This window comes from Pararhizobium sp. DWP1-1-3, assembly GCF_049896125.1.
Taxonomy (GTDB): Bacteria; Pseudomonadota; Alphaproteobacteria; order Rhizobiales; family Rhizobiaceae; genus Pararhizobium.
Window position 1 is genome coordinate 209586 of the sequence record NZ_JAFCTR010000006.1, and the last position, 15982, is coordinate 225567.

General features: G+C 59.6%; 20 protein-coding genes. 11 read left to right on the forward strand and 9 right to left on the reverse strand.

The genetic code is table 11. The features are described from left to right. Window positions 1–19 precede the first annotated feature (19 nt). The 5 genes from ACP7BS_RS15120 to hemP are packed head-to-tail and all read right to left on the reverse strand — an operon-like array spanning window position 20 to window position 4086. Entirely contained in the window at window positions 20–805 is a 786-nt protein-coding gene (locus ACP7BS_RS15120; RefSeq protein ID WP_426226957.1) for a heme ABC transporter ATP-binding protein, read from the reverse strand. Between the two features lie 3 nt (window positions 806–808). After that, window positions 809–1933, reverse strand: coding sequence for a FecCD family ABC transporter permease (locus tag ACP7BS_RS15125; RefSeq protein WP_426238759.1), 1125 nt, complete (start codon window positions 1931–1933; stop codon window positions 809–811). Further along, window positions 1920–2870, reverse strand: coding sequence for a heme/hemin ABC transporter substrate-binding protein (locus ACP7BS_RS15130; RefSeq protein ID WP_426238760.1), 951 nt, complete (start codon window positions 2868–2870; stop codon window positions 1920–1922). Before ACP7BS_RS15130 ends, ACP7BS_RS15125 begins: the two co-directional genes overlap by 14 nt. Window positions 2871–2880: 10 nt before the next feature. After that, window positions 2881–3939 carry a hemin-degrading factor gene (locus ACP7BS_RS15135; protein WP_426238761.1) on the reverse strand — a complete coding sequence of 353 codons (1059 nt, stop codon included), beginning with the start codon at window positions 3937–3939 and terminating at the stop codon, window positions 2881–2883. A gap of 9 nt (window positions 3940–3948) precedes the next feature. Further along, a complete protein-coding gene (hemP, locus tag ACP7BS_RS15140; RefSeq protein WP_426228474.1) occupies window positions 3949–4086 on the reverse strand; it encodes a hemin uptake protein HemP in 138 nt (45 codons plus the stop codon). Between the two features lie 261 nt (window positions 4087–4347). On the opposite strand from hemP, the gene ACP7BS_RS15145 reads away from it, so the two are divergent. The 5 genes from ACP7BS_RS15145 to ACP7BS_RS15165 all read left to right on the forward strand — a co-directional run bounded on the left by ACP7BS_RS15145 (window position 4348) and on the right by ACP7BS_RS15165 (window position 6970). Next, on the forward strand, window positions 4348–4782 hold the full coding sequence (locus ACP7BS_RS15145) for a hypothetical protein (RefSeq protein WP_426238762.1): 435 nt from the start codon (window positions 4348–4350) through the stop codon (window positions 4780–4782). Between the two features lie 25 nt (window positions 4783–4807). Then, on the forward strand, window positions 4808–5716 hold the full coding sequence (locus ACP7BS_RS15150; RefSeq protein ID WP_426238763.1) for an energy transducer TonB: 909 nt from the start codon (window positions 4808–4810) through the stop codon (window positions 5714–5716). 177 nt (window positions 5717–5893) lie between these two features. Further along, window positions 5894–6313, forward strand: a complete 420-nt coding sequence (locus tag ACP7BS_RS15155) for a DUF2325 domain-containing protein (protein ID WP_426226967.1) — start codon at window positions 5894–5896, stop codon at window positions 6311–6313. Between the two features lie 62 nt (window positions 6314–6375). Next, window positions 6376–6645: a hypothetical protein gene (locus ACP7BS_RS15160; protein WP_426238764.1), complete on the forward strand. Its 270-nt coding sequence runs from the start codon at window positions 6376–6378 to the stop codon at window positions 6643–6645. 10 nt (window positions 6646–6655) lie between these two features. Continuing rightward, on the forward strand, window positions 6656–6970 hold the full coding sequence (locus ACP7BS_RS15165; protein ID WP_426238765.1) for an antibiotic biosynthesis monooxygenase family protein: 315 nt from the start codon (window positions 6656–6658) through the stop codon (window positions 6968–6970). Here ACP7BS_RS15165 and ACP7BS_RS15170 read toward each other — a convergent pair. Beyond that, window positions 6967–7335 carry a DUF423 domain-containing protein gene (locus ACP7BS_RS15170; RefSeq protein ID WP_426238766.1) on the reverse strand — a complete coding sequence of 123 codons (369 nt, stop codon included), beginning with the start codon at window positions 7333–7335 and terminating at the stop codon, window positions 6967–6969. The two genes, ACP7BS_RS15165 and ACP7BS_RS15170, sit on opposite strands and share 4 nt — an antisense overlap. A 2-nt stretch (window positions 7336–7337) precedes the next feature. Then, entirely contained in the window at window positions 7338–7733 is a 396-nt protein-coding gene (locus tag ACP7BS_RS15175) for a group II truncated hemoglobin (RefSeq protein ID WP_426238767.1), read from the reverse strand. Between the two features lie 155 nt (window positions 7734–7888). Here ACP7BS_RS15175 and ACP7BS_RS15180 point away from each other — a divergent pair, with 155 nt between their 5' ends. The 4 genes from ACP7BS_RS15180 (at window position 7889) to ACP7BS_RS15195 (ending at window position 10769) form a co-directional block, all read left to right on the forward strand. After that, window positions 7889–8449 carry a TetR/AcrR family transcriptional regulator gene (locus tag ACP7BS_RS15180; protein WP_426238768.1) on the forward strand — a complete coding sequence of 187 codons (561 nt, stop codon included), beginning with the start codon at window positions 7889–7891 and terminating at the stop codon, window positions 8447–8449. Between the two features lie 19 nt (window positions 8450–8468). Further along, on the forward strand, window positions 8469–8810 hold the full coding sequence (locus ACP7BS_RS15185; RefSeq protein ID WP_426226977.1) for a DMT family transporter: 342 nt from the start codon (window positions 8469–8471) through the stop codon (window positions 8808–8810). Between the two features lie 121 nt (window positions 8811–8931). Further along, window positions 8932–9717 (forward strand): ThuA domain-containing protein, encoded by a 786-nt coding sequence (locus tag ACP7BS_RS15190; RefSeq protein ID WP_426238769.1) that lies wholly within the window; start codon window positions 8932–8934, stop codon window positions 9715–9717. An 8-nt stretch (window positions 9718–9725) separates the two neighbouring features. Next, complete coding sequence (locus tag ACP7BS_RS15195) at window positions 9726–10769, forward strand: Gfo/Idh/MocA family protein (protein ID WP_426238832.1); 1044 nt, start codon at window positions 9726–9728, stop codon at window positions 10767–10769. Here the strand turns inward: ACP7BS_RS15195 and ACP7BS_RS15200 are convergent. Together ACP7BS_RS15200 and ACP7BS_RS15205 are read right to left on the reverse strand one after the other, a co-directional pair. After that, window positions 10766–11785 carry a substrate-binding domain-containing protein gene (locus ACP7BS_RS15200; RefSeq protein WP_426238770.1) on the reverse strand — a complete coding sequence of 340 codons (1020 nt, stop codon included), beginning with the start codon at window positions 11783–11785 and terminating at the stop codon, window positions 10766–10768. The genes ACP7BS_RS15195 and ACP7BS_RS15200 overlap by 4 nt on opposite strands. Window positions 11786–11825: 40 nt before the next feature. Continuing rightward, complete coding sequence (locus ACP7BS_RS15205) at window positions 11826–12869, reverse strand: DUF4105 domain-containing protein (RefSeq protein WP_426238771.1); 1044 nt, start codon at window positions 12867–12869, stop codon at window positions 11826–11828. Between the two features lie 359 nt (window positions 12870–13228). On the opposite strand from ACP7BS_RS15205, the gene ACP7BS_RS15210 reads away from it, so the two are divergent. Continuing rightward, entirely contained in the window at window positions 13229–14284 is a 1056-nt protein-coding gene (locus ACP7BS_RS15210; protein ID WP_426238772.1) for a dipeptidase, read from the forward strand. Between the two features lie 47 nt (window positions 14285–14331). After that, complete coding sequence (locus ACP7BS_RS15215) at window positions 14332–15975, forward strand: ABC transporter substrate-binding protein (RefSeq protein WP_426238773.1); 1644 nt, start codon at window positions 14332–14334, stop codon at window positions 15973–15975. The last annotated feature ends 7 nt before the right edge of the window (window positions 15976–15982 follow it).

The following is a 15982-nucleotide window of genomic DNA, read 5'->3' on the forward strand; positions in this document are numbered from 1 at the left end:
GTTCCATCGTCAGTGCGATCTAGGCTGCCGTGTGGGGCAGAACGAACGGGACGTTGCCTTCCGGTGTTGCATTGACCCGCATGGCGCAGCCGAACACCGCTTCCATCACGGCGTCGGTCATCACCGCGTTCGGATGTCCCGTCGCATGGACACGCCCCGCCTTCATCATGATCATCCGGTCGGCGAACATCGCGGTCAGATTGAGGTCGTGCATGATGGCGATGACGCCGCCGCCGCGTTCGCAGAAATTCTTGGCCAGCCGCATGATGGTCAGCTGGTGGCGAATGTCGAGGCTGGACACCGGCTCGTCCAGCAGCAGGAAGGCGGGCTCGCCGTGCTGGACCGGCTCCCAGATCTGGCACAGGGCGCGCGCAAGCTGCACACGCTGCTGTTCGCCGCCGGACAGTTCCTGGTAGAACCGGCCGGCAAACCCGGACAGATCGACGGCTTCGAGCGCATCGCGGGCAATCCTGTCGGTATCGGCCGCATCGGACTTTGCCCCAACTGACAGCCCCATGCGGACGATTTCGCGCACGGTGAAGGGAAAGGAAATGACGGTGGATTGCGGCAGCACGGCCCGTTTCAATGCCAGTTCCCAGGGTTTCAGCGTCGCGATGTTGTGACCGTTGATGCTGACGGTGCCGTCATAGGGCAGTTCACCGGCGATCGCCTTGAGGCTGGTGGTCTTGCCGGAACCGTTGGGGCCGACGATTGCCGTCAGTTGTCCGGCCGCAGCTTCGATGCTGACACCGTGCAGCACCTGCGTGCCGGAAAGCCGGACGGAAAGATTGCTGGCCTTGATCATGGTCTAAAGCCCCATATGGGAGCGCCCGCGCAGCAGGATCCACAGGAAGAACGGCGCGCCGGCAAAAGCAGTGATGATGCCGATCGGCAATTCGGCCGGCGGGACGATGGTGCGGGCGATCATATCGGCAAAGATCAGCAAGGTGCCGCCGAGCAGCGCCGATGCGGGCAGAAGATACCGGTGATCGGGACCGATCAGCATCCGCAGAACATGCGGAACGACGATGCCGACAAAGCCGATACCGCCGCTGACGGCAACCGAAGCGCCGGTCGAGGCCGCAACGCTGACAATGGCGATGTTCTTCAGCCGCTGGACCGGAATGCCCATGTGGAACGCTGCGGCTTCTCCCAGCGTCAAGGCGTTCAGTCCACGCGCCAGGAAGGGAACGACCGCGAGCGACACGAGGATGATCGGACCGGCCGACAGGATTTTCATCCAGTTGGCTCCGGCCAGAGAGCCGAGGCCCCAGAAAGTCAGGTCGCGCAACTGCTTGTCGTCGGCGATGAAAATCAGCACGCCGGTGACGGCACCGGCCAGGGCTCCGAGCGCGATGCCTGCCAGCAGCATGGTGGCGACCGATGTCTGGCCGCTACGGGTGGCGATCTTGTAGAGCAGCAACGTGGTGATGAGACCGCCGATGAAGGCCGCGACCGGCAGAGCGTAAAAGCCGAAGATCGCAAACAGCGGGCCGAAAAACGAACTGCCGAGAACGATCAGCAGGACGGCGCCGAGGCTTGCGCCGGAGGAGACGCCGACCAGTCCGGGGTCTGCCAGCGGATTGCGGAACAGGCCTTGCATCACGGCGCCCGAGACGGCAAGCGAAGCGCCGACCAAAAGGCCGAGCACCGCACGCGGCAGACGAATATCGAGGATGATGATCCGATCGCGGACGCTCAAAGCCTGCTCGGCGCCTTCCATTCCCACCAGCCAACGCAGAACGTTGCCGAGCGAGGCATCGGCAGCACCGGTCATGATCGAGGCTAAAAATATTGCGGCTGCGACGGCGATGAGCACGAGGATCAGCATTTGGGCGAGCCGCGAACGGTCGCCCAAATGCCAATCGGATTTCAAGCGCGACGCAAAAGACTGCGACCGGCCATCACCCGCAACCATTTCACTGCGAGGCATTCGGTTTTTTTCCGTAGATGGCGGCGTTGAGTTCGCGCACCGTGCTTGCCGTGCGCGGTCCGAAGCCGAGCATATGCAGGCCGTCCATGCGGATGATTGCGCGGGTCTTCGCCGCTGGGGTCAGGCTCAGCGCCGGATGGCCAAACAGTTCGTCGTCGCTGGCGGCATGGCCGCCGCTGCGTGTCATCATCAAGACGATATCGGGTTTGGCTTCGATGATCGCCTCGTCGGTCAGCGGCTTGTAGCCCTGGAACGTGCCGGTGGCGTTGATGGCCCCGGAAAGCGCGATGATGCCGTCGGCAGCCGTGTCTTTGCCGGACGCCATGATCTTGCCGCCCTGCGTGCTGAGGATGAAGATCACGCGCTTGCGCTCGCTTTCCGGCCGTTTGGCAGCATCTGCTACGGCCGCGTCGAGATCGGCCTTGACCTGATCGGACAGAGCGGTGGCTTTTTCGGGGACCCCAAGGAAATCGCCCACAGCTTTTATCTTCAAGAGAATGCCGTCGCGATCATAGGTTTCCGGAACAGTCTGGAAAGGGATTTTTGCGTCTTTCAGAACCGCGAGAGCCTCGGGCGGGCCACTGCCTTCCACGGCGATGATGGCGCTCGGGTTGATGGCAATCACGCCTTCCGGCGACAATTGCCGCATGTAGCCGACATCGGGAAGCTTGGTTGCCGCTTCCGGATAGAGGCTGGTCGAGTCGCGGCCGACGAGCTTTCCTTCTTCGCCGAGTGCATAGATGATCTCGGTGATGGCACCACCAACGGAAACGAGCCGGGACGTGTCGGGCTTCTGCATTTCCTGGGCGACAGCCGTACGGATGAAGGAAGCTCCATCCGGCAGGGCGGTCGGCAGCACGAAGGGGGTAGAGACCGCGAAGATCGCCAGGGCCAGTTCCCAGGAACGCAGCCGGCGGAAATCATAGGGAGCTTTCATGACCGTTCCTTCAGGCCGCTTCGGTGATGTCGAGCCGGGCAAGGTTTTCCATGACGGTGCGCCATTCCTCGCGCTCGGCAAAGCCTTCCTTACGCTTGCCGAAGAACTGGATGACCATGTCTCCCTTGGCATCGAGCGCTTCGAGCGAAGTCACGTGGCCGTCGGCCGTCGGCTTGCGAACCGCCCAGATTTCGGCGAGGTGATCACTGCGCAGGTGCAGATGCAATGTCGGGTCCATGATATTGAGCCAGGGACCCATGGTCTGGATATTGGCAACCGGACCGGAATGGATCTGGATGATGCCGTGATTGCCGACGAAACACATGATCGGCACTTCGATCCTGGCCGATTGGCGCAGCATCTCTTCGACGGCTTCGGGCTGCAGTTTCCAGGCAAAATCGTCACCGACCGACTGCAGCGCCTGGCGGCGGCCGAGCTTCAACTTGCGCAGCAATCCATGGAACTGATGCGTATCGGTCATCTTGCTCCATTCGTCGCGCAACGTCGCCACATCGACCGATTCGGTACCGCCATCGGCAATGCGTTCGACCTTGGTCTCGGGGATGAACTCCTGCGACTGATCCTCGAGCCGGAACGCTTCGACGATGCTGTGATAGGCGTCGAGATTGGATGCCGGGCGCAGGTGTACCTTATGGACGGCCGTTCCCTGCTTGTCGAAGAACTGCAGGCTACGGCGGACGTCGTCGCCATCGATCTTGGTCACGGCAAAGCCATGTGCCCAGGCGCCCGGGAAGATGCGCAGGTCGATATTCTCTCCAAGCACGATCGAGGCGTGTTTGCCGGGAGTGATGTTCTCGAACACGCCGATCTTCTCGTGAACGGCACTGTCGTTGCGGGTCAGTGCCATCACTTCCCCAAGTTCCGCTGCCCGTTCCAGAAAGCGATTGGCGCCGCCATCGATCCGAATGCTGGTCAGGCCGCATTCGGCGGCAACCAGGGCTGCTTCCGAAATACCGAGCTGAGCGGCGATATCGCGCTCGCGCATCTTAGGATTGGCGGCCCGGTAGGCACGGATTTCGATCGGGGTCGGACGGGGTGTCTGGGTCATGTGTGTAGCCTATTTGTTCAGAATAAGTTTGCCCTGGCGGGTGATCTTCATGCGGTAGATCGCGCCTTCATGTGCAATGAGAATTTCGTTTCCGCCCCGAAAAAGCTCGCGGCTTTCAACGATGCGCTGTGTCTGGCCGACCGGCACGGCAACCGGCACGGCATCTGGTTCATTTGGTGTCACCGGTTTCCGGTCCTGATCGTGACGGCCGAAACAGGGGATTTACCCCCTTCTTTGGCCGGGTCGTTGTGATTAGTATCTTGACTTCATTACTCATCTTTTATTATGGACGCAATACAGGATTTGCAGTCAAGATTAATCGCCGAGCCGAAATGTGCCGCGTGCGGGTGGGTTCCCAAACAGCCGGTCTCACCCCGATGCGCCACTCTTGAGAATGGATGGACTATGATGAAATTTGTTCGCCTGCTGCCGCTAGCTACCCTGGCCGCCTTATCTTCGGGTTCGGCTGCCTTGGCGCAGGATGCGGGAGCGCCCGGTAACCTGTCGATCGAGATCAACGATCTCACGCCGTCCGATAAAGGCTGCAAGTTGACATTCGTGGCGGCAAACGAGCTGCCGCAATCGCTGTCCAAGGTTTCCTTCGAATTCGTGCTTTTCGATGCCAAGGGACTGGTCGAGCGAATGGCGGTTCTCGATTTTCGAGATCTGCCGGCTGGAAAGACCAAGGTTCGGCAATTCGATCTGCCCGGAACGAAATGCGAGGCGGTCAAGAGCCTGCTGATCAACGACGCTCCGGTTTGCGCTGGCGATGGTGTTGCCAAGGATGCCTGCATGAAGGCGCTGAAGACAGGGTCAAAATCGCCTGTCGAACTGAAGGGCTGATGCGGGGTTCGCATCGGTATCTGCGATGAACACTCTTATCAAATGGACCGGGGCGATCCTCCTTTCGCTTTTGGCGCATGCAGGCGCAACCCAACTGTTCGAGCCGAACGAGAAACCGCTCGATCTAGCGCTGGTTGCGGGCGGTGAAGCCATGGAGGTGGCCGTTCTCGGTAACGCCTTTGAAGAGACGGTGCTGGCCGGTGATCCCAGCGAAGTAATCGAACCGGAGGAAGTCGAGCCCGAGGAGGTCGAGCCTGAGCCGATGGAAGTGGCAGAGATAGCGCCCGTTCCATCCGAGGTGACTGCGGCGGCGCCGACGGACATCGTTCCCACCGAAGCCGATGTCATTCTCCCGGCCGAGGAAATTGTGCCGGCTACCGCCGAACAGCCGGAGATCACGGCAACTGTTGCGCCGGTGGAGACCGTCATTCCGGAGGAAAAGCCGGAAATCAAACCGGAACCTGAAAAGAAGCCTGAGCCGAAGAAAGAGCCGGAGAAGGAAAAACCGAAGAAGAAGGTTGTCCGCAAGAAGGCCGGCGATGCCGGAAAACAGGTCGAGACCGTGAGCAAAGGTCAGGCCGATGGCGTCGAAGGCGCCGTCGCCACAGCAAGCACCGGTAAAAAGGGAAAGGTCGCGCAGGCTTTCGGAAATGCGGCCGAAAGCAATTACAAGGGTAAGGTACGCACGAGAGTGCAGCGGTATTTCCGCTATCCCAAATCGGCAGATAGCTCGGGGACGGTAACGGTGGGCTTCACCATATCAAGCGGCGGAGGTGTATCGAGTTTGCGAATTCTCCGGGGATCCGGTTCGCCCGCGCTTGACGAAGCGGCCCTGAATGCTGTTCGAAAAGCTGAACCTTTCCCCAAAATTCCTGCAGATGCGAACCGCAGTAGCTGGCAGTTCATTTTACCGCTCCAATTTGGCCGTCGATAGCGCTGGCAGGATTTTTTTCGAAAGCATCATGGGTTTGCCGCATGAAGGCGCTGCGGCGAAACGCTCCAGATAATATGATAAAAAAACTCATGTTTATACTTTACTCTGTTTATCAAGTTAAATAGGGTTCCCGCACGATCAGCCGAACGGCCGATTCCGAAACACGCGGAGACTGACATGGGTGACAAACGGCAGCAGCTCAAGCCGAAGCAGAAGCAGAGCCGGGAGGCCGAGACGCGCAATGTGCCGGCTTCCAGCAAGGCGCAGGAAACACGGCTGGAGGGGCGCAGTTTCCTTTACGTGGGCGGCCGCGATTGCCAGGTGGCGCATTTGCGCCAGATCGCCAGTTCGCATGGCGCCGAGCTGATCCATCATGACGGCGGTTTGCGCGAGGCAGTGTCCCGCATCGACAATATCCTGCCCTCCGTCGACTGCGTTTTCTGCCCGATCGACTGTATCAGCCATGATGCGTGTCTGCGGGTAAAGACCGGCTGCAAGAAGTGGGGCAAGGCCTTCGTGCCCCTGCGCAACGGCAGCAAGTCGAGCCTGGAACGCGCTTTCCTGGACCTGAAGGCAGCCCGCAGCAACGCTAGCTGACTTGCCGCTCGGATCGATATCCGGGCGCATGTCAGCCGCCCGAATCCTCTGGAGAAGAAGACATGAGCAATGAGCGTCCCGATCAGTACATGATGATCGGACTGCACAAGCTGGCCTCGCAATCTGGCGACGGTTTGGTGCCGGAACTGTACGAGTTGCTGTCACGCCGTGCGCGCAGGGTTGAAGACAATCCGAACGTCACGGAATTTCCGGTCTGGCAGGCGCGGCCGCCGACGCGCTCCGTTTTGGGGCTTGCACCTGAGCCGAGAGATAATATCCTGCCATTCCCTTCCGGTGCTGCCGCTACAGTGCAGACCAAAGATCAAGCTTGAGGATACCCGCATGTTTTTCGCCATGAACAGGTTCAGGATCGCGATCGGCCACGAAACGGCGTTCGAAGACGTCTGGAAGAACCGCGATTCCAGCCTTGCGGAAAATCCCGGTTTCAAGGAATTCAAGCTGTTGCGCGGCGATACCGTTGCCGACGAAGGCTACACCTTGTTCGTGTCGAGTTCGATCTGGGAAAGCCGCGACGCCTTCATCGACTGGACGAAGTCCGAAAACTTCCGCGCAGCCCATAAAAATGCGGGTGATAACCGCGCGATGTATCTCGGGCCGCCGAAGTTCGAGGGTTTCTCTGTCGTCGAAGGCGCTTAACCTTCCTTCCGCATGAAGAATGCGCCGGTGGCGACGGAAACCCAGCCGAGCATCATCAACACGCCGCCTGTCGGCGCCGACATCGGAAACAGCCCGTGGCCGAGGAAGTGGCGCGCCGTCAGGTCGGCTGCGAACAGGGCCGTTCCGGTTGAAAGCAGCAGGGCTGAAATCGCTGCTGTGCGCATGACCGGCCAGGCGGCGTAAAGCGCGATCAGGGCAGGGGCATGTGCCAGGCACATCGCCGAGGCGCCACCGAGCAGGCGCGGATCGGCTCCGTGTGACGCGGCTGCAGCGCTGATGACGCCGGAAAGGCCCATCAGGCCGGCAATGAAAAGGGTAACCGTCCGAAACTGCCCGCTCTGCATGTCTATTCGTCCTTGTTTTGCATGTGATGGGCAAGCCGTGTTACCGGCTCCAGAATGATGGAGCGCAATTGCGGATGTGACACCGTCTCTTCCAGCGCCAGGTTGAAACAGAGCAGCCATTCGTCACGCTCCTCAGCGCCGATCGCGGCGCCGAAATGCCGGCTCCTGAGCCTCGGATGGCCACGTTTATCGGTATAAAGCGGCGGTCCGCCGAGCCAGCCGGTCAGATACTCGTAGAATTTCTCTTCGCTGCCGGAAAGGTCGTCCGGATGGATCGCCCGGCAACGGGCGGCTTGCGGCAATGTATCCATCAACTGGTAGAAACGGTGAGTGAGCGCCCGCACGGTCGTGTCGCCGCCAATGGCGTTGTAAAGTGTTTCCGTCTGCCCGTCCGTCATCATCGCTTCCCTGATTGATGGACGTTCTAGCGTGTCGTGCTTTGCCGTTCCAATCGTTTTTCACAGGGCTTGCCAGGTTGCGTCGATTGACCGCGTCGGCATCATCAGCGCGCAAATCATCTTGACAAACCGTCCAGACGGTATCTTATTGGCTCATGTCCATCGCCCATCACCGACGCAAGCAACCGGAATTGGTCCGCCAGCAACTGCTGGACGTGGCTGCACGCCTGTCATTGGAGCAGGGGGCTACGGGCGTGACGCTCGATGCCGTGTCGCAGGCCGCAGGCGTCAGCAAGGGTGGGCTGCTGCATCATTTCCCCAACAAGATGGCGCTTCTGAATGGCCTCTTCGACGATCTGACCGGGAAACTCGACCGAGCGATCGCGGAGGAGATGCGCAACGACCCGATCGCCCATGGCCGTTTCACCCGTGCCTATCTGTCCATCGTTTTTGCCTTGGAGGATGAAGTGGATGCGCAGGGCTGGCAGGTCCTGACCGTTGCGCTTTTGTCCGAGCCGCAATTGCGCGAGCGCTGGCGGGTATGGGTGGCGGATCACGCCGACGAATTTGTCGGCACCGATTCCTCACCCGGATGCCTGCTGGCGCGGTTTGCGGCCGATGGTCTGTGGCTGGCGGATATCCTCAAAAGCCACGATGTCGATCTGCCCATGCGTCAGGCCATGCGGGCGCAACTCGTCGCACTTTCCCAGCAATAACCGACTATCGGAGCCCCACATGAACCCCGCAATGCTCTATGCCGTGCTCGTGATTGCCATCGTTTTCGAGGTGCTCGGCACATCGGCCATGCAGGCTGCCCAGCACTTCACCAAACTGGTGCCGACGCTGATCATGGTGGTCTGCTATGCCATCGCCTTCTATTTCCTGTCCTATACGTTGCGGGTCATTCCCGTCGGGATCGCCTATGCGATCTGGAGCGGTCTCGGCATCGTGCTGATTTCGCTGGTCGGCTATTTCGTCTTCGGGCAGAAGCTGGATCTGGCCGCCATTCTCGGGCTCGGATTGATCATTGCCGGCGTCGTCGTGCTCAACGTCTTCTCCAAATCCACCTTTCACTAAACCTGTCCCGTCGTCAGATTTTCACTTGCAAAAGCCTCGGGCGGATTCTATCGCTGGAAATTGAAAGCGGTTTCAATTTTATCGAGCGCTGATGAATGCGGCGTCGAAAGAAGGATTGGTCATGACCATCAGGGCAGTTGTCTGGGGCGAAAATATCCACGAGCAGACCAATGAGGTCGTGCGAAATATTTATCCGAACGGCATGCACAACACGATTGCCGCAGCGCTGAATACGGATACTTCGATCGAAGCGACGACGGCGACATTGCAGGAGCCGGAACATGGCCTGAGTGTCGAGCGCCTGGCAAAGACTGATGTTCTGCTCTGGTGGGGCCACAAGGATCATGGCGCCGTATCCGACGAAATCGTCGAGCGGGTCGCCAAGCGCGTCTGGGAAGGCATGGGCCTGATCGTTTTGCACTCCGGCCATTTCTCAAAACCGTTCAAGCGGCTGATGGGCACGCCCTGCGCGCTGAAGTGGCGTGAAGCAGGCGAGCGCGAGCGGCTGTGGGTGATCAATCCGCGCCATCCGATCGCCGAAGGTCTGGACGAGAATTTCGTGCTGGAAAACGAGGAAATGTACGGCGAGCAGTTTTCCGTGCCGGAACCGCTTGAAACCGTGTTCATCTCCTGGTTTGCCGGCGGTGAGGTGTTCCGTTCGGGGCTCACCTGGCGCCGTGGTGCCGGTAATATCTTCTATTTCCGCCCCGGCCACGAGACCTATCCGACCTATCACGACGCCAACGTCCACAAGGTTCTGCGCAACTCGGTCAAGTGGGCCTACAATCCACAGGGCACCTACAGCGCCATCCACGATGCGCCGAACGTGCCGGTCGAAAAGGCACTGGAGCCGATCGTCGAGCGTGGCCCAAAACTGCATCAGGCCGGCGAAGAGGGGTACAAGTGATGAAGCCGATCCGTCTTCTCGTTCTCGGCACGGGTGGCATGGCCAATACGCATGCGATGAATTTTGCCACGATGAGCGGCGTCGAACTCGTCGCTGCCGTCGATGTCGATCAGGTCCGGGTGCAGGCGTTTGCCTTGCGTCATGCGATCGTCAAGACATTCACCTCGCTGGATGAGGCGATTGCCTGGGGCGAGTTCGATGCCGTCACCAATGTGACGCCCGACAAGATCCACTATCCGACGACGCTCAAACTTCTGGCTGCCGGCAAGCATGTGCTGTGCGAAAAACCGCTGGCCGAGGACTATGCCAAGGCCGACGAGATGGCGACGGCTGCGGAAAAATCCGGTCTGGTGACGATGGTCAACCTCACCTACCGCAATGTCGCCGAAGTGCAGAAAGCCAGGCAGATGGTTCTGGCCGGCGAGATCGGCAAGGTGCGCCATATCGAGGCGTCCTACTTGCAGAGCTGGCTGGTGTCCAAGGCGTGGGGCGACTGGGCGACGGAATCGCAATGGCTCTGGCGGCTATCGACCAAGCACGGCTCGAACGGCGTGCTCGGTGATGTCGGCATCCATATCCTCGATTTTGCCGGCTTTGGCGCGGCCACCGACGTCGAGCATATTTTCGCCCGGCTGAAGACCTTCGACAAGGCCCCCGGCAACAGGATCGGCGAATACGATCTCGATGCAAACGACAGCTTCACCATGACGGCCGAATTTGCCAATGGCGCGATGGGTGTTGTCCATGCCAGCCGCTGGGCCGTCGGCCATCTCAACGAGCTGCGTCTGCGCATGCACGGCGATAAGGGCGCTATCGAGGTGATCCACACGCCCGATGGTTCGACGCTCAAGGCTTGCCTGGGCGACGACATCGAAAAGGGCATCTGGAAGGACATCGATGCGGGAACCGTGTTGACCAACTACGAACGCTTCATCGACGCGGTCCGTGCCGGAAAGACGGTCGAACCGGGCTTTCGCCATGCTGCCGACCTGCAGAAGGTTCTCGATCTCGCCATGGTCACCGAGAAGGAACGCCGCGAACTTAAGGTTTAAAGGTTCTTCACGGCGGCGGTCGAATTGCGGATGACCAGTTCGACCGGCCAGACCTCGCGCAGGTTCTCGGCCGGTGTTCCCTGTAGCATGTCGAGCACCATTTCGCCGATCCGCGCCCCCGCCGCGCGGATCGATGATCGCGTCGTTGACAGCGCCGGTGAGAGATGGTCCGGGCTGATATAGGGAAAGACGTCGTCATGGGCGATCAGCGAGATATCCTCGCCGACGGTCAGGCCGGCAATGCGGATCGCCCGCATGGCACCCAGCGCCGACATCATCGATCCGGCGATCACGGCCGTCGGCCGGTCCTTTAGCTTCAGCAGACCCTGCATCAGCCGGTAGCCCATCTCGTCGGTGAACTCGCCATGCCCGCAGAGTGCCGGATCGATTGTAACCCCACGGTCGCTCAGCGCCGTCTGATAGCCGTCCTGCCGGTGTTCGGCAAAAATCCGGCCGCGATAGCCGTTGAGCAGGGCGATGCGGCGATGGCCGAGATCGAGCAGATGGCTGGTCGATTGCCGTACCGCCCCGAAATTATCTATGTCCAGCCAGCCGAAACTGCCGTCGCAATAGGTGCGTCCATGCACGATGAAGGGCAGGCGCAGCGAGTTGAGCAGCGCAATGCGCGGATCATCGATAAAAGGCGAATGCAGGATGACGGCATCGACGCGCTTGCTGGCGGCAAGACGCCGGTAGGTGGCAAGCTCGGCCTCGGGCGAATCCACCGTCGAGACGAGGATGTCGATTTCCTCCTGCTGCAGCCGCCCGCCAAGCCCGCCCATGAATTCGCTGGTGTGCGGGCCGAACTCGCCCCCGCCCTTCAACACGATGCCGATGGCGCCGACCCGGCCCGTCGCAAGCCCCAATGCGCTGGTGTTTGGCCGGTAGCCATATTCGAGCGCTGCCTTCAACACCCGTTCGCGGGTTGCCTGCTTGACTTCGGGATAACCGCTCAAGGCGCGGCTGACCGTCGTCTGCGACAGTGCCAGCCGGTTTGCGAACTCCTTGAGGTTCATGGGGAATTTCCTGTTGTCTGTCGTCTCAGTGTAGGTGGCTTCAGGGTTGTGTCAAAGGAACTATGCCCGGCACGCCCTCGCGAATCCGCCGGGAGAAATCCGGTCCGATGGCTGAGGCCTGCGCCCGCGCACTGATGGCGCCGCCGCTTTGAAGTTGCTTCAGTGTGAAGCCGGGGGTGAACCCGTTCACATCGATGATGTAGGAGGGCAGGTAGCCCGAAAAGATCAGCCGGTAATCCAGCGGCAGGGCACCGGAGACGATATGGTTGATCATGGCGAAAACGATCGTCGTGCAGTTGGCCGTGATCGTATTGTAATATTGCGGTGTCTCGTTGAGACCATTGGCCGTATCGACATAGGACAGGAAGAGCGAGCGCATCGCCGGCTTTGGAATATTGAGGCGGTAGAGATAGACGTCTTCCTTGCGTATATTGGTACGCACTCCGACGATATCGCGTTCGTCGGCGGCAATGACGCTCATCTCGAATTCCTTGAAGAACCCGCCGACCTCCGAAAAGCTCTCATTGCGCTCCTTGCGGATTTCCACTGAAAACGTGACGAACTGGCCATCCTCGAAACCGAAGGACACCAGCGTATGGGCAATCGCCGGGCTCGACCAATAGGAGAGCAGCAGATCGACCGAGGCAAGCTTATCGAGGTTATAGGTGCGGTTTTCCCAATGCACCGTGTAATCTGCCGGAGATCGCCAGTCGAAATTGCGGACATTGGCGAGCGTGACCTCCGGGCCGTTGACGACGCCGGAGACGATATGCGCGACCTCGTCGGCCCAATCGCGATTGTTGCTCGCCGGTATGGCGTTCCACCAGAACAAAAGGCCGGCTATCATCAAGGGATAGAGCAGAGCCGCAACCCGGGAGTGCCAGCGGACATAGGCATAGAGCGCGACAAGCGAGAGGATGGCCCAAAGCGCTGCGAGCAAAATCCTGACGAGGGCTGGGCCGGGTGCCTGATAGGACAACGCCATCGCCCCCCAGACTGCAAAGCCGAGAATGGCAAGTGTCGAGATCACCCGGATGACGATGCCAAGGATATGAAAGCGGAGGCGTTCAACAGGTTCGCTCATCGATCAGCGGCCGTCATGGACGCTACCGTTGCAAGCTCTCGACGCGGTTCCATGCCCATGCGGGCCTCCTTGGTTTTACCTGCCTGCAATGCCAGATTTCCGGGCAGGAAGACATTCGATTTTTTCTGGTTCCTGCATTTTCAAAGAGAAAACTCTTTACGTTCTGCAGGTTTTTCCGGGGCCGAACCTTAAGCTGGACGATCAAGTAAGCCGTTATACCACCATTGTTTTTCGGTTGTTGAAATTTGCATAAGCCGCATTGTTATTTGTCATATGATTGACTAGCATCCCATTCTTGACCAACCGGACAAAAATTGGCTGACGCCAACAGACGTATCAGGCAGGACGGGATTTTTTGAATGCAGGCGGTTTTCGACGGCCACAATGATGTGTTGCTGAGACTGTGGAGTAATGCCAAAAAAGGCGCTGACCCGGTTGTCGAGTTTTCCGAGGGAACAACGGAAGGCCATATCGATGGCCCCCGGGCCAGGAAGGGCGGTCTCATCGGCGGACTGTCGGCGATCTACATCCCGTCTGATCATCTCGTCTTGAAGACCCCTGACGAAAATGGCCATTATGCGACCGAGCTGTCCGAGCCGCTGGAGCGGCGGCCCTCCCTCGATATCGCGCTGGAATTTGCCGCCATCGCCCTGCGGCTTGACCGCGCCGGCGCCTGGAAGCTTTGCCGTTCGACCGCCGATATTCGCGCGGCGATGGAAAACGATATCTTCGCCGCAGTGCTCCACATGGAAGGCTGCGAGGCGATCGGCGCCGATCTTACCGCGCTTGAAACATTCCACGCCGCCGGATTGCGTTCGCTTGGCCCTGTCTGGAGCCGCAACAACATCTTCGGACACGGCGTGCCGTTTGCCTTTCCGATGGACCCGGACACCGGGCCGGGCCTGACCGAGGCCGGCTTCGGCCTTGTGCGCGAATGCAACCGTCTCGGCATTCTCATCGATCTCGCCCATATTACCGAGAAGGGGTTCTGGGACGTGGCGAAAACCACCGACCAACCGCTGATCGCCAGCCATTCGAATGCCCATTCCCTCACCACCGTTGCCCGCAATCTGACCGATCGCCAGCTGGACGCCATCCGCGACAGCAAGGGGCTGGCCGGGTTGAACTACGCGACGACCATGTTGCGGCCCGACGGTCTGGAAAATGCCGATACGCCGTTGTCCGAAATGGTCCGTCATGTCGATTATATGGTCGAACGCATGGGTATCGATTGCGTGGCGCTTGGATCCGATTTCGATGGTGCAACCATTCCGGAAGGCATAACCGACGCGGCTGGCAACCAGAACCTGATTGCTGCCCTGCGGGACGCCGGATATGGTGACGCGGAACTGACAAAAATATGCCGGGAAAACTGGCTGAGGGTTTTGGCTCAAGCCTGGCACGAAGCCGCTTGAACCAAAAAGAGAAGGCCCATCGCGGGCTTAAAAAAGGGAACAGAGAGATGATGCATTCACTGAACAAGCATGTCCGCATGTTGACGGCCGGCGCCGCCATGTCGCTGATCTTGATGGCGGCCGCGCCCGCATTCGCCGAAACGCCGGCCGACACACTGGTCGAAGGCTGGGCGATCGACGACATCATCACCATGGATCCGGGCGAAGCCTTCGAGCTTTCGACCGCCGAAGTTACCGCCAATACCTATAGCTATCTCGTTCGCCTCGATATCAACGACACGTCCAAGGTCGTTGGCGATCTCGCCGAGAGCTGGACTGTTTCGGATGACGGCCTGACCTACACGTTCAAGCTGAAGCCCGACACGAAATTTGCCTCCGGTAACCCCGTGACGGCCGAGGATGTCGCTTACTCCATCGAACGCGTCGTCAAGCTCGACAAGAGCCCCGCCTTCATTCTCACGCAGTTTGGTCTGACCGGCGACAACGTCACGGAAAAGGCCAAGGCGACGGATGCCGGCACGTTCACCTTCACCGTCGACAAGGCCTATGCACCGAGCTTCGTTCTCAACTGCCTGACCGCAACGGTCGGCGCGGTCGTCGATAAGAAGCTGGTGCTCGAACACGTGGCTGCCGTCACGCCATCGGCCGAATACAAATACGACAACGATTTCGGCAATGAATGGCTGAAGACCGGTTACGCCGGATCGGGTGCCTTCAAGCTGCGCGAATGGCGCGCCAACGAAGTCGTCGTCATGGAACGCAACGACAATTATTACGGCGAAAAGACCCCGCTCGCCCGCGTCATCTACCGCCACATGAAGGAAAGCTCCGGCCAGCGCCTGGCGCTGGAAGCTGGCGACATCGACGTGGCGCGCAATCTCGAGCCGGGCGATTTCGACGCCGTTTCAAAGAATGCCGAGCTTGCCACCACCAATGCCCCGAAGGGTACGGTCTATTACTTCAGCCTCAACCAGAAGAACGCCAACCTGGCCAAGCCGGAAGTGGCCGAAGCGTTCAAGTATCTGGTCGATTACGATGCGATCGGCTCGACCCTGATCAAGGGTATCGGCGAAATCCATCAGAGCTTCCTGCCAAAGGGCGTTCTGGGCGAGCTACCGGAAAACCCCTATAAGCTCGACATCGCCAAGGCCAAGGAACTGCTGGCCAAGGCCGGCCTTGCCGATGGTTTCTCGGTGAGCATGGACGTGCGCAACACCCAGCCGATCACGGGTATTGCCGAATCGATCCAGCAGACGCTGGCCCAGGCCAACATCAAGATGGAAATCATCCCCGGCGACGGCAAGCAGACGCTGACCAAGTACCGCAACCGCACGCACGACATCTATATCGGCCAGTGGGGCCAGGATTACTTCGATCCGAACTCGAATGCCGAAACCTTCACCGTCAACCCGGACAATTCCGACGAAGGCAAGAACAAGACGCTCGCCTGGCGCAACACGTGGGACGTTCCGAAGGAATGGACGGAAGAGAGCAAGGCTGCTCTGCTCGAAAAGGATGCCACCAAGCGTGCCGAGATGTACAAGGACCTACAGAAGAAGGTGCTTGAAAAGAGCCCGTTCGTGGTCATCTTCCAGCAGACCGAAGTTGCAGGCATCCGCGCCAACGTGAAGGGTTTCAAGCTCGGTCCGAGCTTCGATACCAACTACGTCTTCACGGTTTCCAAGGATTGAGCCGGAG